Below are 22195 nucleotides of genomic sequence, written 5' to 3'. Positions count from 1 at the left end.
CCATCCTCTTCGGCACCCGTCACCTGGACACCACCGAACGCCACGAAGGCGTCGTCGCCGCCATCGCGTTCGAGTCCGTGGTCAAGCTCGTGATGTTCCTCTCGGCCGGGATCTTCGTGACCTTCTGGGCGTTCGGAGGGCTCGGTGACCTGTTCTCCCAGGCAGCGGACGCCGGTCTCACCCGGCTGTTCACGGTGCGGGAGGAGACCGGCTACGGCGAATGGGTCTGGCTCAACGTGCTCTCCATGCTGGCGATCGTGCTGCTGCCCCGGCAGTGGCAGATGATCGTCGTGGAGAACGTGGACGAGGGCCACCTCAAGAGGGCGATGTGGCTCTTCCCCCTGTACCTGCTCGCGATCACCTTCTTCGTGCTTCCGATCGCGGCCGGCGGGCTGCTGAGATTCGGGGAGTCCGTCGACGCCGACACCTACGTGCTGGCCCTGCCGATGGCCGAAGGCCCGCAGGCACTCGCGCTGTTCGTCTTCATCGGCGGCCTCAGCGCGGGCACCAGCATGATCATCGTCGAGACCATCGCGCTCAGCACCATGGTGTCGAACTCACTGGTGATGCCGCTTCTGCTGCGCGGCAGGTCCCGGCTGGCGCACCGCGCCGACGTCGCCGGGCTGGTGCTCGGCATCCGCCGGGCGACCATCGTGCTGATCCTGCTGCTCGGCTACTCCTACTTCCGGCTCGCCGGCGAGGGGCCGGCGCTGGGATCGATCGGAACGGTGTCGTTCGCGGCGGTGGCACAGTTCGCGCCCGCGATCCTGGGCGGCCTGTTCTGGAAGGGCGGTACCCGCCGGGGCGTGCTGGTCGGCCTGATGGCGGGGTTCGCGGTGTGGGCGTACACCCTGCTGCTGCCGAGCTTCGCCGACGCCGGGCTGCTTCCCACCTCGTTCCTGCGCCAGGGCCCGCTCGGCATCGAGCTGCTGCGGCCGCAGCACCTGTTCGGCCTGACGGGGATGGACCCGGTCAGCCATGCGATGTTCTGGAGTGCGCTGCTGAACATCGGTGGGTACGTCGCGGTCTCTCTCGCCGGGCGGCCGGACGCCGCCGAGCAGGCACAGGCCATGCAGTTCGTCGAAGTCCTCGCGGAGCCCGTCAGGGAGCGGAGGCGCTGGCCGGTCCGTGCCACCGCCGGCGAACTGCAGGCTCTGCTGGAGCGTTTCCTCGGGCGGGACGGCGCCCGGAGGGCGATGCGCTCCTACACCGGAAGGGAACCCGACTCACCCACAGCCGAAGCGGCCCCGGAGCTGGTCCACCACGCGGAGGCCCAGCTCGCCGGCTCGGTGGGCGCGGCGTCCGCGCGGCTTGCGGTCGACGCGGTGGCCGGAGAGGAGCACGTCGGGCCCGATGACGTGATGGAGATGATCGGCGAGGCGTCGCAGCGGGTCGAGCTGGTCCGGCGACGGCTGGAGCTGCTCTACGACGCGACCGGCGGGATCGGCACGACCCTCGATGTGACCCATACGGCCGAGGAGCTGGCGCAGGTGGCGGTCCCGCGTTTCGCCGACTTCGTCACCGTCGACCTCGCCGATCCCGTGCTGCGCGGTGACGAACCGGGGGTGAACGGCACCAGCATCAGCACCGACGACGGCGGTACGCGGATGCGGCGCCTGGCCTACAGCGGCATCCGCGACGACGCTCCCCTCTTCGCAACGGGCGAATTGATCACCTTCGGCCGGTCATCGCCCCCGGCCCGCAGCATCGAGAGCGGACAGGCTGTACTGGTGCCTCGTCTGGGGGATTCCCCGGGGTGGCAGGCGGTGGACCGCACCCGTGCGTCCCACATCCTCGACTACGGGATCCACTCGCTCATCACGGCGCCGCTGCCCGCCCGCGGCATGCTGCTGGGCGTCGTCAACTTCTGGCGTTCCGAGAAGCCCGAGCCCTTCGAACAGGACGATCTCTTTCTCGCGGCCGAACTGGCCGCCCGTGCCGCCGTCTCGCTCGACAACGCCCGCCGCTACACCCGCGAGCACGGCATGGCCGTGGCCCTGCAGCGGAGCCTGCTCCCCCGCGCACTGCCCGAACAGAACGCCGTCGAAGTCGCCTCCCGGTACCTTCCCGCCCAGGAGGGAGTCGGCGGTGACTGGTTCGACGTCATCCCTCTGCCGGGCGCCAGGGTGGCACTGGTCATGGGCGACGTCGTCGGACACGGGCTGCATGCCGCCGCCACCATGGGGCGGCTGCGCACCGCCGTGCGCAACTTCTCCTCCCTCGATCTCCCGCCTGACGAACTCCTGGGCCACCTCGATGAGTTGGTCAACCTCACCGACCAGGACGCGGTCGCGGCGGGCGACGAGACCGCCATCACCGGGGCCACCTGCCTGTACGCCGTCTACGACTCCGTCTCCAGCACGTGCGCCGTCGCCAGGGCGGGCCACCCGATGCCCGCGGTCACACATCCCGACGGCACGGTGGAGTTCCTGGACGTACCCCCGGGACTTCCTCTCGGCATCGGCGGACGGCCCTTCGAAACCGTCGAGTTGCAACTGCCCGAGGGCAGCAGACTCGTCTTCTACACCGACGGCCTCGTCGAACGCCGCGAGCAGGACATCGACGCCGGGCTGCGGCTGCTCGGCGAGACGCTGGCGTACGCGGACCGGTCGCCGGAGGAGACCTGCGACGCCGTGCTCGAATCCCTGCTTCCGGACGTCCAGAGAGACGACATCGCGCTGCTCGTCGCCCGTACGCACGTGCTCGGTGCCGGGCAAGTCGCCGAGTGGGACGTGGAGTCGGACCCCGCCGCTGTCCGCCGCGTACGCGCCGCCGTCACCGAGCACCTCACGCAGTGGGGTCTGGAGGACCTCGTGGACACCACGGAACTGATCCTCAGCGAACTGATCACCAACGCCGTGCGCCACGGTGCGGGACCGATCAACGTGCGGCTTGTCCGCGACCGCACGCTCTTCTGCGAGGTCTTCGACCACAGCAGCACCTCGCCCCATCTGCGCTACGCGGCCACCATGGACGAGGGCGGACGGGGGCTCTTCCTCGTGGCCCAGCTGGCCGAGCGCTGGGGCACGCGCTACACGCAGGACGGCAAGGTCATCTGGGCCGAACAGACGGCGCCGGGAACGCCCGGCAGCTGACCGGCGTTGACCGGCCTTGACCGGCGGCGGACGACGCTCCGCGCGCAAGCCGGCGTGGAGCGCCGGCCGGTGCCGGAGTCGGGCCCACCGCTCGGCGAGCCCGGCGGCCGGGCCCGATCACGGGGATGACTGTCACACCGGTTACGCAGTAGCGTCCGGCCATGCACGCCATTCCGTCCCCCAACATCTGGAACGACCCCGACGTCTACGAGCTGGAGAACCTGGCGGTGGACCCCGACGGCGCCCTGGAGGACGCCATGCGCTCGGTCATGGACTGGGCCGGTCTGGATGTCCTGGACATCGGTTGCGGCACGGGCTTCCACCTGCCCGTGTTCGCCGAATCGGCACGGTCGGTGACCGGCGTCGAGCCGCATCCGCCGCTCGTCGAGCGCGCGAGGACCCGCGTGCTGGACCTGCCCCACGTTCAGGTGACGGAGGCCGGCGCCCAGGAACTCCCCCTCGCCGACAGTTCGGTGGACGTCCATCACTCCCGGTGGGCCTACTTCTTCGGGCCCGGCTGCGAACCGGGCCTCGCCGAGCTTGAGCGCGTGATGCGGCCGGGAGGCGTGTCCTTCGTCATCGACCACGACACCGTCAGGTCTCCGTTCGGCCGGCTCTTCCGCAGTGCGTGGGCGACCTCGGAGCCCGGGGCAGTCGAACGCTTCTGGACCGAGCGGGGCTGGTCGAGGAGCCACGTGGCGTTCCGGTGGGCGTTCCCCGACCGCGCCACGGTGGAGGAAGTGGTCAAGCTGGAGTTCGGGCCGCAGGCGGCCGAAGAGGTTCTGGCGTCCTGGACCGGGCTGGAGCTGGAGGACTCCGTCGAGCTGTGGTGGCGCCGCTACTGACGCCTCATCCGTCCAGCTCATTGCTGAGGATCCGCTCGGCGATGCCGTTTCGCAGGGCCCGCGCGGGCGAGCTGGCCGGCTTGCGTCCTGCCTGGTCCCGGAAGCAGGCCAGGAACTCCTCCGCGAGGCCGGCACGGGGCAGACGCGCCAGCACGGCGTCCTTGAAATCCGCCGGGAAGTCGTCCATGTACCGGCCGGAGATGTCCATGCTGGTGGAGCGCTCCAGCAGGAATCCCTCCGGATGCACGTCGACGTCCACGACGTCCCACATGTGGCTCAGAACGATGTCGACGAGGCGGGTACGCCTCTCCTCGTCCCAGCCCGCTCCGGTCGCGAAGACGTAGGCCACGTGCCCGCTCGCGTCGTCGAAGCCGACGGCGTGACTGTCGAACTCGGGCACCAGCCCGATGTCGTGGAGCAGCGAGCCGACGTACAGCAACTCGGAGTCGTAGGCCACTCCTTCGCGGGACCCGTAAGCCGCAGCCCACACGTACGAACGGAGGCAGTGGTTCAGGAGGGCGGCCGAACAGTACTTCTCGGCGATCATGCGGGCACCCGCGCACGCCGGTGTCCCGGGAGATGCGGGAAGTTCGGGACCCATGCTCACGGAAGCCTTCCCTCGTGTTGGCCAAAAGCGACCCGCTCCGCCCCAGGGCAGGCGGCCGGAAGCGCTGCGGACGTTACACCACCGGCAGCAGGCCGGGACTGCGCCGGACATCAGGGCATCTCCTGACACAACAATGCGGGAACGGCTGCCTAGAGTCGTTCTCCGGCAGTCCTGGAACCGTGGTGCCAGGTCTCTGCGCCCGGGACCCCGAGTACGGAGGAGCGCAGCATGGCTCGTACCGCAGCCGTCGGCCTGCCCAGATCTGCCCGACTGTTGCACAGCTGTGCGATGGAGTGGGCGTACGCGGGCCGGACTGCCGACGACTTCCTCGGCGAGGGCATATCGGTGCCCGACGGGCTCGTGGAGGAAGTGCGCGAGCACGTCACCCCGCCGGACCGCGGTGCGGGCGCTCGGACGGTACGCGGGCTGCTGACACCGTTCTTCCCGGTCGGGCCGACGCCGGCACGGTGGGGGGAGGCGCAGTCCGTCGAGACCCGCGGGCTGGACATCGCCATCGCGGTGATCGCCCAGTCTCTCGGCAGGCCCTTCGGCTGGGCGGGCCAGCAGGACGGCCGCCTGGTACACGACATCGTCCCCACCCAGGGGTACGAGACCATGCAGGTGGGGGCGAGCAGCCAGGCCCCCCTCGAGTGGCACACCGAGGACGCCTTCCACCCCGAGCGGGCCCACATCATCGTCCTGACGTGCATGCGCAACCCGGATCGCATCGGCAGCCGCGTCGCCTCCATCCGTGACGTCGACCTCACCGACGCGGAACTGGACCTGCTCCGCCGCACCGACACGCAGATCCTGCCCGACGACTCCTACGCCGCCGCACGACAGCCGGAAGAGCACGAGCCAGCAGGCGCCGACGCCGGGCCCGGGGTCGCGACAGTGTGGGACGCCGACGACGGACCGTGCCTGCGGTTCGACCCCGCCTATACGCGGTTCCTCATCGAGGACCCGAAGTTCCGGTCGGCCTACGACAACCTCATGACCGGCCTCGAACGTGCCAGCACGACCGTGGACATCGGCCCCGGTGACATGCTGCTGATCGACAACGATCTCGTCGTGCACGGCAGGGAGGCCTTCAAGCCTCGGTACGACGGTACGGACCGGTGGCTCAAACGAATCCTCCTGCACCTCGACCGGCCACGTCCCGCGGGCACCGTCCCGGAACGCCGGTACGACCAGCCGATCCTGGCGGGAGGGGCACATCGAGTTGGGAAGCGCTGAAGTGGACGGAGCGACCTCCAAGCCGGGCGGACTGACCCCGGAACGGCAGCGGCTGCTGGACAAGCTGCTCGCCGAGGACAACATCGACCGGGGTGACATCCGAATCCCGCGCCGCGTGGGCGACCGCACGCGAGCACCCCTGTCCTTCGGACAGGAGCGCCTCCTCACCGTCGAGCAGAGCCTCTCGGGTTCGGCGATGTACGTGGGGACGGGCGCGCTGCGCCTGCGGGGCGAGGTCGATGTCGGGCTCCTCCGCCGCAGCTTCGGGGTTCTCCTGGAACGGCACGAGAGCCTGCGCACGGGGATCGTCGACCCGTACCTGAGCGGCGAAGCGGTCCAGCGCGTCCACTCGTCCGAGGAGGTGTCCTTCGAACTGCCGGTACGGGACGTCGAACGCGGTTCCCTGCAGCAGGCGGTCGCGGAAGCCGCCGCACAGCCCTTCGACATCAGCCGCCCGCCGCTGCTGCGCCCACTGCTGCTGCGTGTGACCGACGCGCCGTCCCCCGAGTGGGTTCTGGTTCTCTCAATGCACCACATCGCCGTCGACGCCTGGTCCGTCGGGGTGCTGGTGCAGGAGTTCGGCGAGATATACCGCGCTCTCGCCGACGATCGTCCACCGTCGCTGCCCGAGCTGGAGATCAGTTACGGAGACTTCGCCGCGTGGCAGCGTGACCAGCTCGCGCAGGGAGAGCTGGAGGACCAGCTGGCGCGCTGGCGGGAACGCCTCGACGGAGTCCCGATGGTGGACCTGCCGACCGACCGGCCGCGCCCCGCGCAGCGGACCTACGCCGGGGACGCCGTCGGGTTGTCGCTCTCCCCCGGTGTGGTGTCGGCCCTGCGGACGCTCACCGACTCCTCCAACGCGACGCTGTTCATGGCGCTCGTCGCCGGGTGGTCCCTCGTTCTCGGCCGGTGGTCCGGGAGCCACGACGTGGTGGTGGGCACACCCGTGGCCGGCCGCAGACGGTCCGAACTGGAGGACATCGTCGGCTTCTTCGTGAACACCTTGCCCCTGCGCGTGCCCGTGGACCCGGACGAGCGCTTCCGTTCCGTGGTCCGGCGGACGCAGGACGTCTGCCTCGACGCCTACGCGCACCAGGACGTGCCCTTCGAGCGGATCGTGGGCGAACTGCCGCTGCAGCGCGACGTGTCGGGTCAGACCACCTTGGCGAGACACTGGCTGGCACTGCACAACAACCCGCCCCTGAAGACGTCCTGGCCCGGCCTCGATGTCGAGGTGCTGCCCGATCTCGTCGGAACGGTGCGCTGCGACCTGTCCGTCCAGCTCACCCCCGCCGAGGACGGCGGCCTCCAGGGCCGGCTGGAGTACTCCACCGAACTCTTCGACGCCGGCACCGCGGCGCGGCTCGCAGGCGCGTTCACGGACCTCCTGACTGCCGCCGCGCATGCCCCCGACTCACCCGTCGCCCTGCTGAATGAGGAGGCCGAACGAGCGGGCCTGGCGGAGCTGCCCGGCGCGGTACCCCCCGCCGGCACCCGACACACCGATGTCGTCCGCTGGTTCGAGTCGCTGGCCGACGAGACCCCGGACGCCGTGGTGGTCGTCGCGGACGCCTCCGGGGAGTCCGCGACCTTCGCCGAACTCGACCGGCGCGCCAACCGGGTTGCCCACCTGCTCCTCTCCAGGGGGGTGGAAGCCGAAGAGCGGATAGGGCTCTTCCTGGACCGCGGCACCGACTTCGCCGCCGCCCTGCTGGGCACGTTCAAGGCGGGAGCCGTGGCCGTGCCGCTGCCGCCCGACCAGCCGGCGCGCCGCCTCGCCAGGCTCGTCGAGATCGGCGACGCCCGTCTGGTGCTGACCGGTCCCGCCGGGGACGCGGCCCCCGGCGGAAGTATCGCGCTGACCCACGAACTGCTCTCGGAGCAGCCCTCCGGCCGTCCCGGTCTTCCGGCGCCGGCACCGGAGCGGGCCGCGTACCTGCTGTTCACCTCCGGCTCGACCGGTCTGCCCAAGGGTGTCCTGGGCACTCACGGCGGGCTGCTCAACCGGCTCGCGGGCATGCAGGAAAGCTACCGGCTCGACGCCGCAGACCGGGTCCTGTACAAGGCGCCCGTCGGATTCGACGTGTCGCTGTGGGAGCTGCTGCTGCCCCTCGTGACGGGCGCCACCGTGGTGGCCGCCCGCCCGGGCGGCCAGCGCGACGTCGACTACCTGCACGAGCTGATCGCCGCCCGGGACGTCACCGTCTGCCACTTCGTCCCCTCGCTGCTGGAGGAGTTCGTCCGCGCCGACGGCCCTGACGCTCCCCGGCTGCGCCTGCTGCTCAGCGGCGGCGAGCGCCTCTCCCGCCGGCTCGCGGAGCGGGTACTCGCCCGCTGGCCGCGGGCGCGGTTCGTCAACCAGTACGGGCCCACCGAGACGGCCATCGACGTGACGGCGGGCGATGTCACCGCGCCGGTACCGGACGTCGTGCCCATCGGGCGGCCTGTCCCCGGCACCGAACTCCTCGTCCTCGACGACAGGCTCCGGCTGCTGCCGGCCGGCGTCCCCGGCGAACTGTACGTCGGGGGCGTGCAGGTCGCCCGCGGCTATGCCGGGGCTCCCGCGGCGACGGCGAGGAGCTTCGTCCCGCACCCCTTCAAACACGGCGAGCGGCTGTACGCGACCGGCGACCGCGTCCGCTGGCTGCCGGACGGCTCGCTGGACTTCCTCGGCCGTACCGACGATCAGGTCAAGATCCGCGGCCACAGAGTCGAACTCGGCGAAGTCGCGGCCCTCTTGCGGGACGACCCCGCGGTCACCGACGCCCTCGTCCAGGTCCGCACCACCGGCGCCGGCCACCCGCGGCTGGTGGCACACGTCCTCGCGCCCGGCGCCCCGGACGGCCTGGCACACCGCCTCGTGGAGTTCCTCGCCGACCGCCTGCCGTCGGCGGCCGTGCCCCGTCACCTGACAGTGCTCGCCGAATGGCCGGTCAACGCGAACGGCAAGATCGACACCGCTGCGCTGCCCGAACCCGCCGACGAGCCCGGAGGCGGACTCGCGGACGAGCCGCCCCGCGGCGACGTCGAGAAGCAGCTCGCCGAGATCTGGGCCGAGTTGCTGGACACCGAGCGGGTCGGTCGCGGCGCGTCGTTCGCGGCACTGGGCGGTCACTCGCTGGTCGCGCTCCGCGCCATCGCCCGGATCCGGTCCACGTTCGGCGTCCGGATCATGATCGGTGAGTTCTTCAACGCCACCGACCTCGCGAGCCTCGCCTCACTCATCGGCGAGCGGATGAACGAGACCGCGACGGAAACGGACGATCACGCACCGATCCCGAGGATCGACCGAGGCAATGCCTGAGGAGCCCTGCGAGAGAGTCGAGCCGACGCGCGGGGTGTCCGTCACCCGACAAGTGGAAGGGCGCTCATGGACACGACGGTGAACGTCGAGATCCACACCGGCTGGGAAGGGCGGTCCCTTCCCGGACTGGTCCTCTCAGGGAGTGCCGGCGCGGACCTGGCACGCTGGATCAGCGACCACACGGACGAGGTCGACCGGCTGGCCCGTACGGCGGGAGCCGTACTGCTGCGCGGTTTCCGCGTCGTCGACCACACCGACTTCCACGCGGTGATGCGGGCGCTGTCGCCGCAGATCCTCGACTACGGGGAACGCTCCTCACCGCGGAGCCTGGTGTCGGAGGGTGTCTACACCTCGACCGAGTACCCAGCGCAGGAGCGCATCCTCCCGCACAACGAGCAGTCCTACACCGACGACTGGCCGACGCGGATCGTCTTCTTCTGCGAGCATCCGCCCGCCCGTGACGGACGGACTCCGCTCGTCGACTCACGCCGGGTGCTCGGGAGGCTCCGTCCCGAGACCGTCGACCGCTTCCGCCGCACCGGCGTGCGCTACGCACGCAACTACCTGCCGGGGATCAGCCTGCCGTGGCAGGAGGCGTTCCAGACCGACAGCCGCTCCGAGGTGGACGCATACTGCCGACGCGCCGGCATCACCGCCGAGTGGGTCTCCGACGACCAGCTGCGCACCACCCAGGTACGCCCTGCCGTCCGCGCCCATCCCGTGAGCGGCGAGGAGACCTGGTTCAACCACGCCCACTTCTTCCACGTCTCCTCCCTGCCCGAGGAGGTCGGCACCGCTCTGCTCGAGGCGCTGGGCGAGGAGGACCTCCCCTACAACACCTACTACGGCGACGGCGCCGCGATCGAAGAGGACGTCCTGGACGAGATCCGCCGCGCGATGGACGCCGAGACCGTGTCGTTCGACTGGCAGCGGGGCGACGTCCTGGTCGTGGACAACATGATCACGGCGCACGCGCGCGAATCCTTCGAGGGTCCGCGCCGCATCCTGACAGCGATGTCCGATCCGATCAGCACCGTGGAGAACGGGCCATGACCACCAATCCCTCCGCCGGGTACACGGGTGCCCGTGCGGTCGCCTCCGACGACGAGCCGTTCCTCCTCACGCTCGAGGCGACCGCGCCCGTCTCGCCGGCCGAGTGGATCGCCGAGCACCACGGGCAGCTGACCGAGGACCTGCTCCGGCACGGTGCGGTGCTGTGCCGCGGATTCGACGTGCCGGACGCCGGCGCGTTCGGCGAAGCGGCTCGCGCCTTCTCGCCGGACCTGCTCGACTACACGGAGCGTGCCGCTCCCCGCACCGAAGTCGCCGACAGGGTGTTCACCTCGACCGAGATGAGCCGCGACCGGCCGATCGACCTCCACCACGAGATGTCCTACGCCCACAACTGGCCCGGCCGTCTCTACTTCTACTGCGACGTCCCGCCCGCCGAGGGCGGTGCGACGCCGGTCGCCAGCGAGCGCCGTGTCTTCCCGCGGATACCCGACGACGTCAAGGAGCGGTTCACCCGCCACGGCGTGCGTTACGTGCGCAACTACGGCCCCGACGTCGATCTCCCGTGGCAGGAGGTCTTCGGTACCACCGACAGGGCGGAGGTCGACGCCTACTGTCACGCCTCCGGAACGGAGGCGGAATGGGGGCGGGGCGACAGCCTGCGCACGATCTCCGTCCGTCAGGCGGTGGCCGCACATCCCCGAACGGGTGAGACGGTGTGGTTCAACCACGCGCACCTGTTCCACACCTCCATCCTGCCTCCCGAGGTGGTCGAGGTCCTGATCGCCGACTACGGCCTCGACGGGCTCCCACGCAACGCCCTCTACGGCGACGGCGAGCCGATCGAGGACGAGGTGATCGCCCTGATCCGCGGACTGTACGAGGAGGCACGCGTGACCTTCGCATGGCAGCGGTCCGACGTCCTGATCGTGGACAACTTCCTGGCCACGCACGGGCGCGACCCTTTCGGGGGAGACCGCCGCGTTCTCGTCGCGATGTCGGATCTCCACGTGGGAACCACGCATCAGTGAAAGCCCACGGCAGAGGAGACATGATGCTGATCAGACACGCGACTCCGGCCGAGATGGAGCATCCTGTCGACTTCACCGTGGACGACCCGGTCGGGTCCGTCGACACCGAGCGCTTCCGGGAGGAGGCTGCGGCAGGCCGTGTCCGGCCCGAGTGGACCTGGTTCGCCGGTGACGGCTCGCGGATCGTCGCACGTGCCCTGTGGTGGGGACGCGCGGACAGCGACCGTCCGCTCGCCCTCGACTGCCTCCATGTGCAGGCCGATGTGCCCGACCGGGCCGCCCTCGCCGCCGAGCTCCTGGCGCGTGGGCACGCCGAGTTCGGCGCGGCGCCCGAGTTCAACCTGATGCTGCCCTCCGGCTGGCGCGACGATCCCGGCGTCGCGGCAGCCGTGGACTGGCGCACCGGCGCGGCGCGGGCGGCGGGACTGACCGACGTCGTCGAACGGCTGCGCTACGAGTGGACGCCCGCCGCCGGGGTGCCCGCTCCGTCACGCCGACTGGCCTTTCGTCCCGCCGGGGACGAGGAGTTCCTCGCGCTGTTCCGGCGGGTCGCCGTCGGCAGCCTCGATGTCGCGACCCTGCGGGAGCTCGCGGCGACGGACGCGGACGGCGTGGCCCGGGGCGATCTCGAGTTCTACCGCTCGTGCCCCGGCGAGCGGTCGTGGTGGCGGCTGGCACAGACGGCGGACGGAGAACCGGTGGGCTTCGCCATTCCGTCGGCCACGCCCTACAACCGCAACGTCGGATATCTCGGCGTCGTGCCCGAACGGCGCGGCCACGGTTACGTCGACGACCTGCTGGGCGAAATCACCCGCGTCCACGCCGCCGGCGGCGCCGACCGCATCACCGCGACCACGGACGTGTCCAACACGCCGATGGCCGCGGCCTTCGACCGCGCCCGCTACCGCGTGACGGAGGTCAGGATGGTCTTCGAGGCCCCGGCAGGCTGAGCCGGGGCGCACCGCGGAAGCTGCCGGCGGAGTGTTGGGTGTGAGCCGTTCCCGTCACGAACCGGACGTTCGGCGCCGCTGCCGTACCGCTTTCGCCAGGGTCTGCCTGTCGAGCTTGCCGGAGGGCGTCAGGGGCAGCGCGGCGAGCGCCTCGAACCGGTGCGGGACCATGTGCTCCGGCAGCAGGCGGCGCGCGGCCTCCCGCAGCACGGGCGCCGTGGGGATGTCGGAGGTGTCCGAGGGGACGAACAGTGCCAGCAGCACCCGCAGGCCGGGTGCCGGACTGTCCGTGAGCACGGCGACCTCGTGGACGCCTTCGTGCTGGCGCAGCACGCTCTCGATCTCTCCGAGTTCGACTCGGAACCCCCGCAGTTTCACCTGCTGATCGCTGCGCCCCATGAATTCCAGTTCGCCGTTCGGGAGCCGGCGCGCGAGGTCGCCCGAGCGGTATCCGACGTCGCCGACGGGGTCCCCGTCCACCGCTCTGAAGCGTTCAGCCGTCAGTTCCGGGCGGTTCAGGTAGCCCCGGGCCACTCCGGCGCCGTGCACCCAGATCTCGCCCGGCTCCCCTTGCGGCACCGGGCGGCCTTCCTGGTCGCGCAGCACGATTCGCAGGTGCGGCAGCTCGCGGCCGATCGGAGACGCGACAGGGCCACGCAGGTCGGACGCCCGCAGTTCCTTGAAGGTGGCGTGGACGGTGATCTCGGTGATCCCGTACAGGTTGACCGCGGCCGGCGGTTCGGCGAAGCGCCCCAGGAAGTCCTCGACGACGTCGGGCTGGATGCTCTCACCCGCGAACAGGACGTAGCGCAGCCCCAGGCCGGGGGCGCCCTCCTCGGCATGCGCGTGGACGAACTGGCTGAACACGGTCGGCACCATGCTGAGCACCGTGACCCGGCTGTCCCTCAGGAGGCCGAGCAGCTCGCGGGGCGAGTGGGCCGCGGCGTCGGGCACCACCACCGCGGCGGCGCCCGTCGACCAGGCCGCCCACAGTTCGAACACGGATACGTCGAAGCCGGCGGAGTGGAACAGCGACCACCGGTCGTCCGCCCCGACGCGCAGCATAGGGATCGCCGCATCTACGAGCGACAGCACATTGCCGTGCGTGACGAGGCACCCCTTCGGCAGCCCCGTGGATCCCGAGGTGTAGATGACGTAGGCGGCGTCCTCGCCTCCGGGACCGTCGTCGGTGCCTGCTCGGCTGCCGGCTGCACGACTCGACAGGCCGACACACGGCAGGTCCCCGGCCACCCCGCCGGGCAGTGCCGCCGGGTCACCCGCGATGAGTCCCACGGACGCGTCCTCGACCATGTGCCGGAGCCGCTCCGCGGGATACTCGGGGTCCAGCGGCACGTAGACCGCGCCCAGCTTCAAGATCGCCAGGATCGCGACCGGGATCCGCACGGTGCGCTCGATCACGAGGCCGACCCTCGTCCCGCGCGTCACGCCCTCCCTCCGCAGCACCACGGCGAGCTCCGCTGCGGCCCTGTCGACCTCGGAGTAGGTGAGGCTCGTGTCACCGTCGACGAGCGCGATCCGTCCGGGCTCCCGGCGGGCGGCCTCGAACAGCAGACCGGGCAGCGAGCGAGCGGCTGTCTCCGCCGTCTGCGTCATGCGCCCTCCTCCCCTCCGAGGAGTTCGGCGAGCTCCTCGTCCGACAGCCCGTCCATGGCGGCGAGCGCACTTTCGACGGCCGGGTCCACGGGCCGTGCGGCCGCGTCGCGCACGACGGCGGCCAGCTTCTCGATCGTCGTCCCGGCCGTCAGCACCGCATCGACGTCCACCCGCACCCCGAACGCCGCCTCGATGCGCGTGATGATGCGCGCGGCCTGGAGGGAGTGCCCGCCCAGCTCGAAGAAGTCGGCGTTCACCGAGACTTCGGGCAGGCCGAGCACGTGGCACCAGATGGCGGCGAGCTTCGCCTCGCTCTCGTCGCGAGGGCCGACGAAGGCGGCAGGCCCGGGGTCTGTCAGCGAGAGGAGTTCGAATGCCGCCGGCTCCTGTGTCCAGCGGTACTCGACGGGTATGGCGGCGCCGGGCAGGTCGGCGGAGAGGAACGAGCGCAGCTCGCCGTCCGGAACCTGTACGGCCTCCTCGGCGGCGGTGAGTTCGGCGACCAGCCTGGAGCCCTCCCCCTCGGCCGGCTCGGCCCTGACCTCCGCCCCGGCGATGTGCGGATGCCTGTGCAGCAGCTCCGCGACCCGTTCCGGTGCCACCCGGAATCCGCCGACGTCGACCGCTTCCTTCGCCTGCGTCGCGTCTGCAGGGCTCTCCGCAAGCGGCGGCAGCCGGTCCAGTGGACGGCCGTCGCCGCCGACCGCGGCGTCGAGGACCACCAGGAGTTCCTCGCGTACCGCGGCGACGGCCTGTGCGTCGATGAGGTCAGCGGCGTGCACCGTGTGGCCCGACATGGACCCGTCGGGGCGCTCCGCGAGACTGACCCTCAGCTCGAACTGCGCACCGGGAGAAGGCAGTTCGAACGGCTCGGCAGTCAGGTCCTCCACCTGCCACGGCTCGAAGGGGAGGTTCTGCACGGCGAGGCAGATCCGCACCAGCGGGGCCCGGGGGCCCGGCGGGTCGAGGATGTCGGCGCTTTCGAGGATCTTCTCGAACGGCAGGTCCTGGTGGGCGTAGGCCGCGAGGCACGATGTGCGTACCCGCTCCAGCAGCTTCGCGAAGGCCGGGTCGTTCGATGCGTCGACCCTGATGGGAAGCGTGTTGACGAAGAGGCCCACCTCGTCCGCGGTCGCCGGGTCCCGGCGCGCCGCCGGTGTGCCGATCACCAGATCGGTCTGCCCTGTCCGTCGCGCCAGCACAGCCGCCAGCGCTGTCAGCAGGACCATGAACGGCGTCGCCCGGTGCTCTGCGGCGTATGCCCTGACCCCGCGGACGAGCCGGGCCGGCAGCTCAAGGGCTGCCGAGGAACCGCGCCGGCCACCGCGCTGTGCCACCGCCTGGTCCAGGGGCAGGGCGACAGCACACGCCCCTTCCAGCGTGGAGCGCCAGAACGCGGCGTCACCCGGCGCGGGCCCTGCCGGCTCGGAGCCGGCGCACCGGACTGCCCGGCTGTGCTCGGGAGTACCGGCAGAGCGGCCGGCGGTCCGGCCGGCGGCGGCGTAGGCGCTGCCCAACTCCCGCAGCAGTACGGCCAGGGACCAGCCGTCGAGGGCGATGTGGTGCACGGCGACGCCGAGGGTCCACTCACGCTCCTGCGAACGCACCAGCACAGCCCGCAGGAGTGGGCCTGTCGCCAGGTCGAAGCCCCGCGAAGCCAGCTCCTGCACGGCGGCGACGGCGGCGCTCTCCGGTTCACCGGAGACGTCCACGACAGGCAGCGGCACCGGCTGCCGGGGCTGGACCGTGGCGAGCAGCGTCCCCTCGCGGTCGGGCGCGAAAGTGGTGCGGAGAACCGGGTGACCGGCCAGCACGGCGCCGACGGCGCGGCGCATCCGCTCCGCGTCCACGGTCCCGCGCAGGCGGACGCCGCCCACGACGGTGTAGGCGGGCCCTGCCCCCTCCCGGTCCAGCAGCCACAGCCACTCCTGCGCACTGCCGGCGGGCCGTACGGCGGCCTCCCCGGCACCGGCTCGGGCCGGCGCCGAGGCGTGCGCCGGGGCTTCGGAGCAGGCAGGCGCCGGCCGCTGTTGCACGGCACCGGCCCATTCGCTGAGCCCTCCGGGCGTCAGGTCGCTGAGCAGCTCCGGCAGGCCGGGTGCCGCGCCGAAGGTGTCGCGCAGGGACTCTGCCACCCTGGCGGCCCTGAGCGAGTCCAGTCCGAGGGCGACCAGCGGAACGTCCGCCGCCAGGGCGTCGCTCTCCAGCTCCAGGGCGCGGCAGAGGATTTCGGCGACGGCCGGGGCGACGGCCCGTCCGTCCGCCAAGGCCCGGCCTCCGGCCCCGGTCCCCCGCGGCGCGGACGGAGTGAGCCGAGGGAGCCCGTCATCGAGCCACAGCTCCCGGCACCGGCTTCGGCGCACTTTCCCGCTGGTGGTCGTCGGCACCTTGCCCCGCCGCACGAGCACCACCTCGTACGGGGCGATCCCGTGCTCCGCCGTGACGGCGCCCGTCACCGCGTCCATCACCTCGGCCGCGTCCTCCGCACGGAATCCGCGCGCCACCTCGTGCACCAGCACGACTCGTTCCTGGCCGTCCACATCGGCCGAGAACGCCGCCGACCGTGACGCGGCGATCAGACGGTGCGCCGACTCCCCGGTCCTCTCCAGATCGTGCGGGTAGTGGTTCCGGCCGCCGACGATGACCAGGTCCTTGGCACGGCCCGTGACGAACAGCTCTCCGTCGAGTTGGAAGCCGAGGTCACCGGTCCGCAGGAAACCGTCTGACGATCCGGGCACGGCGGCCGAGAAGACGCTGTCGGCCGCGTCCGTGCGCCAGTAGCCCGCCGAGACGGTGGGGCCGCTGACCAGGATCTCGCCCACCTCGCCGTCGGCGCAGGGCCGCAGCGACTCACGGTCCACGACGAGGACCCGGTCCTGGCTCACCGTGCTGCCGCACGCGGTGACATCGACCTTCGGCAGTGCCGGGTCGGCACCCGCGGCCACCTGGCACGCCGCTCCGGACCGGAGTGCTGCGCGGTCCAGCGTCACGACGCGCGGCGGGCCGGTCCCGGAGCGTCCTCCGGTGACGAACAGCGTCGCCTCGGCCAGCCCGTAACACGGATGGAACGCCGCGGGCCGGAACCCGTGCGGCTCGAACGCCGCCGAGAACGCTTCGAGCGTCGAGGGGCGCACCGGCTCGGCACCTGTCATTGCGTGCTCCCAGCACGACAGGTCCAGCGTCGCGGCGTCCCCGGGCGAGACACGGCGCGCACATTCCAGGTAGCCGAAGTCGGGCGAGGCCGTGACAGTCGCCCGGTACGTACTGATGGCTTCGAGCCAGCGGAACGGGTGGCGCAGGAACGACATCGGAGCCATGAGCATGCCTGTGAAGCCGCCGTAGAGCGGCTGCAGTACGCCACCGATGAGGCCCATGTCGTGGTACGGCGGCAGCCAGCTGACGGAGCGGGAACCGGGATGCGTCCCGATGGCCCTGGCGATGACGGCGGAGCCGTGGACCACGTTGTCGTGACGGACCATCACACCCTTGGGTGTGCCCGTGGAGCCCGAGGTGTACTGGAGGAGAGCGAGGGAGCCGGTGCCGGGGCCCTGCCAGGACGCGTCCGACTGCGGGGCCGCGGGCACGTCTTCGACGACCACCCAGGTGCGCGGCACCGCGGACAGCGCGGCGTGCTCGGCGGTCACCGTTTCGCGTCCGGCCGCGTCGGTGACCGCCACGGCGACCTCGGCGTCGGTCGCGGTCGTCAGCACGGCGCCGCCGCCCCGGCCGGGAGTGGGCGGATACTGCGGAACGGCGACGAGGCCGGCGTAGAGGCAGCCCAGGAAGGCGGTCACGTACGCCCGTCCCGCAGGCAGCAGGATCAGCGCGCGCTCACCGGGCACCGCGTGCTGGAGCAGCGCGGACGCCAGGGACCGTGCGTCCCTGTCCAACTGGGCGTCGGTCACCTCCTCCGGGCCCTCGTCGAGAAACACGAGCGCCACTCGGTCCGGGGTCCGCGCCGCCCGCTCGCGGAGGATGTCCACGAGCGTCCGGTCGGGGCGGGGAATCGGTTTCCACATGGGGCTACTCCTGGGGTGCCGGCCCGGCGCCGGCACACGCGCCGACGAAAGCGTCGAACAGGGGCTGGTCATCGGACAGCTCCGGATGCCACTGCACGCCGAGGACGAACCGCTTCGCCGGGTCCTCCGCCGCCTCGACCACACCGTCGCCGGCACGCCCGCTGACCAACAGGCCCGGCCCGGCTTCGGCGACCGCCTGGTGGTGGTGGGAGTTCAGCCGGGCCCGACGCCCGTAGATCCCGAACGCCAGCGTGTCCTCGGCGAACGTCACCTCATGGGCGCCGAACTCGCCGGAGGCCGGACTGTGGCCGTCGTTGCCGACGACGTCGGGAAGATGCTGGTGCAACGTCCCTCCGTACTCGACCGCCATCAGCTGCAGCCCGCGGCACACCCCGAGTACCGGCAGGTCCGATCTCAGGGCGGCCCGCAGCAGTTGAAGCTCCGCACGGTCGCGGACAGCGCTGGGCTCCTCCGATTCGGGATGCGGTTCCTGACCGAAGAGGCGGGGGTCGATGTCGGGGCCGCTGGTGAGGAGCAGCCCGTCCAGGCGCCGCACCACCTCTGTGCCCGCTTCGTGGGGAGGCAGTACGACGGCGCAGCCCCCGCTGTCGGTGACGCAGCGCACGTAGTGCTGCTGGATCAGGACGGCGTCGACGTCCCAGATGTTCCACCGCGCCCGGTCCCGGTACGCGGTGATTCCCACGACGGGGCGGGTCATCGCGCCAGCACGTGCGGACGCACCGACGCCCCACCGTTGCGCAGGCCCAGTGCCTTGGAGAAGAGCGCGTCGGCGCGCTCGGTCAGGCGTGCCCGCTCCGGCGACTGCTGTCTGCGCTCCACCCACCGGCGCCGAAGCGCCGCCGTGCGCTCGGCCTGCCGGCCGGCGGGCGCGGTCCCGGTGACGGCGGAGACGAACACGTCGGCGAGTTCGGGGAGGTCGTCGCCGAGGAGCCCGTGGTAGGTGGCCTCGTTCAGCCCGACGCGCACGCCCTGGCCGGGGAAGCCGGGGAGGCCGTCCATATAGTTCACCATCAGCCCGGCGGCCGCGAGCCGGTCGCTGGCCACGTGCGGTGGCACACCGTCTGCAGCGGTGTCCAGCCAGAGCTGATGGCCCGCCGAGCAGCCGCGGTCGGCGGCGGCAACGGTGAGTCCGCGGTCGAGGAGGTGTCCGCCGAAGTCCTTGGTGTTGCGGACGACCGCGGCGCTGTACTCGGGTCCGAACTCCTGGAACTCCAGCAGCGCCATCCCCAGGCTGGCGACGGCGGCAAGGTGATGGCTGCTGATGAGGTAGTCCTGCGTCTCCCGGATCCGCTTCTCCATCTCGGGGCTGCGTGTCAGCAGCACCGCCTTCTGCGGGCCGGGGAAGGTCTTGTGGGTCGACCCGCCGAAACTGTCCGCGCCGAGGTCCAGCGGATTGGCGTACACGCCGCCGAGGATGAAGCCCATCCAGTGGCTCGCGTCCACGTGGACGGTGGTTCCGGGCGACGCCGCGCGCACGGTCGCGACGAGCTGGGCGACGTCCACCGGGAACAGGCAGTGCGACTGATCGACGTAGACCAGGCTCGGACGGACGCGCCGCAGCAGATCGGAGGCAGCGCTCCAGTCGATCTCGTGCGGGCCGGGCCCGGAGAGGAACTCCACCCGCAGACCCAGCCGGCCCGCCACACTCGGCGTCGCGAAGTGACCGCCGTTCTGCGGGGCGACCGTGACGATCGTCGAACCCGGCTCCCCGCCGAGGCTGGCGAGCGCGAGGGTCATGCCGTTCAGCCCGCTCAGCGGCCGGACGGAGACGTAGGAGGCCTTGCCGAGCCGTTCCAGGAGCGGGATGGTCACCTTCATCTCGATGTCGCGCAGCCCCTGGGCTCCGCGGAACGACCACCGGTCGGGGGCGCCGCCCTCGTTGAAGAAGTACCGATGGTAGGAGTCGAGGACCAGCGGGAGTTTGGCCAGCCCCGACAGCACGTTCTCCGACGGCACCAGGCTCAGCGTCCTGTGTGCCTGCTCCTCGTGCTCCTCCAGGATTCCCAGCACGTCCTCGAGCGTGGGTATGGCGCCGGTCATCTCTACCTTCTTCCTTGGTCGGCTGCCTCGTCGCGCGCCGCGTCCCGCCGAAGCCCGGCAGCGGCCACCGCGATCTGTCCGAGGCTGATACCGCCGTCGTTCGGGGGAACGAGCCGGTGGCAGTAGGGGCGCAGCCCGGCAGACCGCAGCTGGGCCATTGCGTTGACCATGAGGAACTCGTTGAGGAACACGCCGCCGGAGAGTACGACCTGCTCGACACCCGCCTTCCCGCACTCGGCGAGACTCCGGTCCCGGATCAGGGCGACCACGGCCGAGTGCAAGCGCCGGCTGATCCACGCCGTGTCCGTCCCCGCTGCGAGGTCCCCGGCGATCGCGCGGATCACGGGCCGGGGGTCGATCTCGGTCACCCCCGGCTCCTTCTCGGAGTACCCGAACGGATACGGCTGGGCCATCGTCAGGTCGCGCTCCAGCAGGCCCTCGAGTTCGATGGGCCCCTGCGCTTCGTACTCCGCGACACCGCAGACGCCGAGCAGCGCCGCCACACCGTCGAAGAAGCGCCCCATGCTGGACGCCACCGGGCTGTTGATCCCACGCCGCACCATGGTCGCGTAGACGTGGCACTGCCTGGCATCGAGCGCGCCCAGGGCGGGGAACGCCCCGACGGCGGAGGACACGTCGCCGTCGTACGCGTCGAGCGCGAGCACGAAGCCGGTGCGCACCGGTTCCCTCACGGCCTGGTCCCCGCCCGGCAGGGAGATGGGCCTGAGGTGGGCGGCACGGCGGAACCCGAGGTAGTCGCCGAGCAGGAACTCCGAGCCCCAGACGGTGCCGTCCGAACCGTAGCCCGCGCCGTCGAAGAGCACGCCCAGCGCCGGACCCGTGAGCTGGTTCTCGGCCATGCACGAGGCCATGTGGGCGTGGTGGTGCTGGACGGCGGTGACGTCGCCTTCGCCGCGCTGCGCGTGCAGGTGCGACCGGAAAGAGGGGTGCAGGTCGCACGCGACCTTCGCCGGTGTGAGGCCGTAGAGCTTGCCCAGGTGGCTCACGGCGTTCTGGTGGGAGGCGAAGACCTCGTCGTTCTTGAGGTCGCCGACGTGCTGGCTGAGGTAGGCGTCCGTACCGGAGGCCACCGCGACGGTCGTCTTGAGTTCCGCCCCGTAGGCCACCACCGGCTCGGGCACCTCGTCGATCCTCACCGGGTAGGGGGCGTAGCCGCGCGCCCGCCGGAAGAAGGTGACCAGCGGCTCGTCGAGCGACGCGTGCTCCGAGAGGCGGACGACGGAGTCGTCCACGCGCACCTGGATGTCACGGTCGTTCAGCAGCACCAGGTCCGCGATCGTGGTGAGCTGCCGCAGCGCGTCGTCGTTGCGGTAGGCGATCGGGAAGCCGGAGACGTTGCCGCTGGTCATCACCAGCACGTCGAGACCGGCGCCGTCCATCAGCAGATGGTGCAGGGGGGCCGACGGGAGCATCACCCCGACATTCGGGTTCCGCGGCGCGACGGTCTCCGGGAGCGTGCCGGCAAGCTTGCGCAGCAGCACGACCGGCCGGGGCGGCGACTCCAGCAGCTCCGCCTCGGAGGGGCTCACCCGCGCGACCCGCTCGACGCTCGCCGGGTCGGCGGCCATGACAGCGAACGGCTTGGAGTCGCGCCGTTTGCGCCTGCGCAGCTCCGCCACCGCCCCGGCATCCCGCGCGTTCACGGCCAGATGGAAGCCGCCGACGCTCTTGACGGCGACGATCTTTCCCGCCAGCAGCGCGCCGGATGCCGCTGTCAGCGCCCCGGGACCGGTCGCGACCTGCTCCGCCGCGGAGTCGCACAGGGTGAGCCGGGGACCACACTCCGGGCAGGCGTTGGGCTGCGCGTGGTAGCGGCGGTCGGCCGGGTCGGCGTACTCGGCGGCGCAGTCGTCGCACATCTCGAAGACCGCCATGGTGGTGTTCTGCCGGTCGTAGGGGAGGCTGGCGATCAAGGAGTAACGGGGCCCGCAATTGGTGCAGTTGGTGAACGGGTAGCCGTACCTGCGGTCGCCGGGGTCGCGGACCTCACGCAGGCAGTCGTCACAGACGTGCGAGTCCGGGGCTATATAGGTACTCGCGGCGGAGTCGCGACGGCTCTCCAGAATCCGGAAGCCGGCAACGGACTCCGGCGCGGAGCGGGACTCCTCGATCCGTACACCTGTGACCTTGGCCAGCTGCGGCGCCTGGTCGCGCAGGGCATCCACGAAACGGTCCAGGGCCGACGGCGGGCCGCTGACCTCGGTCAGCACGCCCTGCGAGTCGTTGAGCACCCAGCCCGTGAGCCCCAGGCGTACCGCGAGCGTGTACACGAAGGGCCGGTAGCCGACCCCCTGCACCACTCCCTCGACCCTGACCGTCCGGCACTCGGCACGCGCGTGCCCGTCGTCCGCTGCGCCGGAGGACGGCTCGGATCCCGCAACTGTCGACATGGGCGACC

At 71.5% G+C, this 22195-nt stretch carries 12 protein-coding genes and 1 pseudogene; 7 read left to right on the top strand and 6 right to left on the bottom strand.

Translation table 11 applies throughout. From position 1 onward, the window contains the following. Positions 1–1382: 1382 nt before the first annotated feature. Positions 1383–3095, top strand: a pseudogene (locus tag H343_RS33590) (SpoIIE family protein phosphatase); the annotation flags it as partial. A 161-nt stretch (positions 3096–3256) separates the two neighbouring features. After that, entirely contained in the window at positions 3257–3940 is a 684-nt protein-coding gene (locus tag H343_RS0114315; RefSeq protein WP_028431716.1) for a class I SAM-dependent methyltransferase, read from the top strand. A 4-nt stretch (positions 3941–3944) separates the two neighbouring features. Here the strand turns inward: H343_RS0114315 and H343_RS0114310 are convergent, their stop codons facing one another. Next, the gene (locus H343_RS0114310) at positions 3945–4487 is read right to left on the bottom strand and encodes an HD domain-containing protein (RefSeq protein ID WP_486586900.1); all 543 of its coding nucleotides are present in this window, start codon (positions 4485–4487) and stop codon (positions 3945–3947) included. Positions 4488–4775: 288 nt separating this feature from the next. Between H343_RS0114310 and H343_RS30605 the strand changes: the two genes are divergently transcribed. From H343_RS30605 to H343_RS0114285, 5 genes are all read left to right on the top strand, one after another. Beyond that, the gene (locus tag H343_RS30605) at positions 4776–5783 is read left to right on the top strand and encodes a TauD/TfdA family dioxygenase (protein ID WP_078505615.1); all 1008 of its coding nucleotides are present in this window, start codon (positions 4776–4778) and stop codon (positions 5781–5783) included. A 1-nt stretch (position 5784) separates the two neighbouring features. Then, on the top strand, positions 5785–9090 hold the full coding sequence (locus H343_RS30600; RefSeq protein ID WP_051265208.1) for a non-ribosomal peptide synthetase: 3306 nt from the start codon (positions 5785–5787) through the stop codon (positions 9088–9090). A gap of 66 nt (positions 9091–9156) precedes the next feature. Further along, positions 9157–10143, top strand: a complete 987-nt coding sequence (locus H343_RS30595) for a TauD/TfdA family dioxygenase (protein WP_051265205.1) — start codon at positions 9157–9159, stop codon at positions 10141–10143. Beyond that, positions 10140–11132: a TauD/TfdA family dioxygenase gene (locus tag H343_RS30590; RefSeq protein WP_051265202.1), complete on the top strand. Its 993-nt coding sequence runs from the start codon at positions 10140–10142 to the stop codon at positions 11130–11132. The genes H343_RS30595 and H343_RS30590 overlap by 4 nt, the downstream gene beginning before the upstream one ends. 20 nt (positions 11133–11152) lie before the next feature. Then, positions 11153–12082, top strand: coding sequence for a GNAT family N-acetyltransferase (locus H343_RS0114285; RefSeq protein WP_486586899.1), 930 nt, complete (start codon positions 11153–11155; stop codon positions 12080–12082). A 54-nt stretch (positions 12083–12136) separates the two neighbouring features. On the opposite strand, the gene H343_RS30585 is transcribed toward H343_RS0114285, so the two are convergent. The 5 genes from H343_RS30585 to hypF are packed head-to-tail and all read right to left on the bottom strand — an operon-like array spanning position 12137 to position 22187. Next, positions 12137–13696, bottom strand: coding sequence for an amino acid adenylation domain-containing protein (locus H343_RS30585; RefSeq protein WP_051265200.1), 1560 nt, complete (start codon positions 13694–13696; stop codon positions 12137–12139). Then, positions 13693–17715, bottom strand: a complete 4023-nt coding sequence (locus H343_RS30580; RefSeq protein ID WP_051265198.1) for an AMP-binding protein — start codon at positions 17713–17715, stop codon at positions 13693–13695. The genes H343_RS30585 and H343_RS30580 overlap by 4 nt, the downstream gene beginning before the upstream one ends. A gap of 4 nt (positions 17716–17719) precedes the next feature. Continuing rightward, positions 17720–18433: a gamma-glutamyl-gamma-aminobutyrate hydrolase family protein gene (locus H343_RS0114270; RefSeq protein ID WP_028431713.1), complete on the bottom strand. Its 714-nt coding sequence runs from the start codon at positions 18431–18433 to the stop codon at positions 17720–17722. After that, on the bottom strand, positions 18430–19776 hold the full coding sequence (locus H343_RS30575; protein WP_078505608.1) for a hypothetical protein: 1347 nt from the start codon (positions 19774–19776) through the stop codon (positions 18430–18432). The genes H343_RS0114270 and H343_RS30575 overlap by 4 nt, the downstream gene beginning before the upstream one ends. 2 nt (positions 19777–19778) lie before the next feature. After that, on the bottom strand, positions 19779–22187 hold the full coding sequence (gene hypF, locus H343_RS30570; RefSeq protein ID WP_078505606.1) for a carbamoyltransferase HypF: 2409 nt from the start codon (positions 22185–22187) through the stop codon (positions 19779–19781). Positions 22188–22195: the final 8 nt, after the last annotated feature.

Source organism: Streptomyces sp. TAA204, assembly GCF_000424965.1.
This window is presented reverse-complemented; position numbering and strand designations above follow the sequence as displayed.

Bases quoted from the DNA above. Each gene is read 5' to 3' on its own strand.
- H343_RS0114315 (WP_028431716.1), top strand. From the start codon at position 3,257: ATGCACGCCATTCCGTCCCCCAACATCTGGAACGACCCCGACGTCTAC.
- H343_RS0114310 (WP_486586900.1), bottom strand. From the start codon at position 4,487: ATGATCGCCGAGAAGTACTGTTCGGCCGCCCTCCTGAACCACTGCCTC.
- H343_RS30605 (WP_078505615.1), top strand. From the start codon at position 4,776: ATGGCTCGTACCGCAGCCGTCGGCCTGCCCAGATCTGCCCGACTGTTG.
- H343_RS30595 (WP_051265205.1), top strand. From the start codon at position 9,157: ATGGACACGACGGTGAACGTCGAGATCCACACCGGCTGGGAAGGGCGG.
- H343_RS30590 (WP_051265202.1), top strand. From the start codon at position 10,140: ATGACCACCAATCCCTCCGCCGGGTACACGGGTGCCCGTGCGGTCGCC.
- H343_RS0114285 (WP_486586899.1), top strand. From the start codon at position 11,153: ATGATGCTGATCAGACACGCGACTCCGGCCGAGATGGAGCATCCTGTC.
- H343_RS30585 (WP_051265200.1), bottom strand. From the start codon at position 13,696: ATGACGCAGACGGCGGAGACAGCCGCTCGCTCGCTGCCCGGTCTGCTG.
- H343_RS30580 (WP_051265198.1), bottom strand. From the start codon at position 17,715: ATGTGGAAACCGATTCCCCGCCCCGACCGGACGCTCGTGGACATCCTC.
- H343_RS0114270 (WP_028431713.1), bottom strand. From the start codon at position 18,433: ATGACCCGCCCCGTCGTGGGAATCACCGCGTACCGGGACCGGGCGCGG.
- H343_RS30575 (WP_078505608.1), bottom strand. From the start codon at position 19,776: ATGACCGGCGCCATACCCACGCTCGAGGACGTGCTGGGAATCCTGGAG.
- hypF (WP_078505606.1), bottom strand. From the start codon at position 22,187: ATGTCGACAGTTGCGGGATCCGAGCCGTCCTCCGGCGCAGCGGACGAC.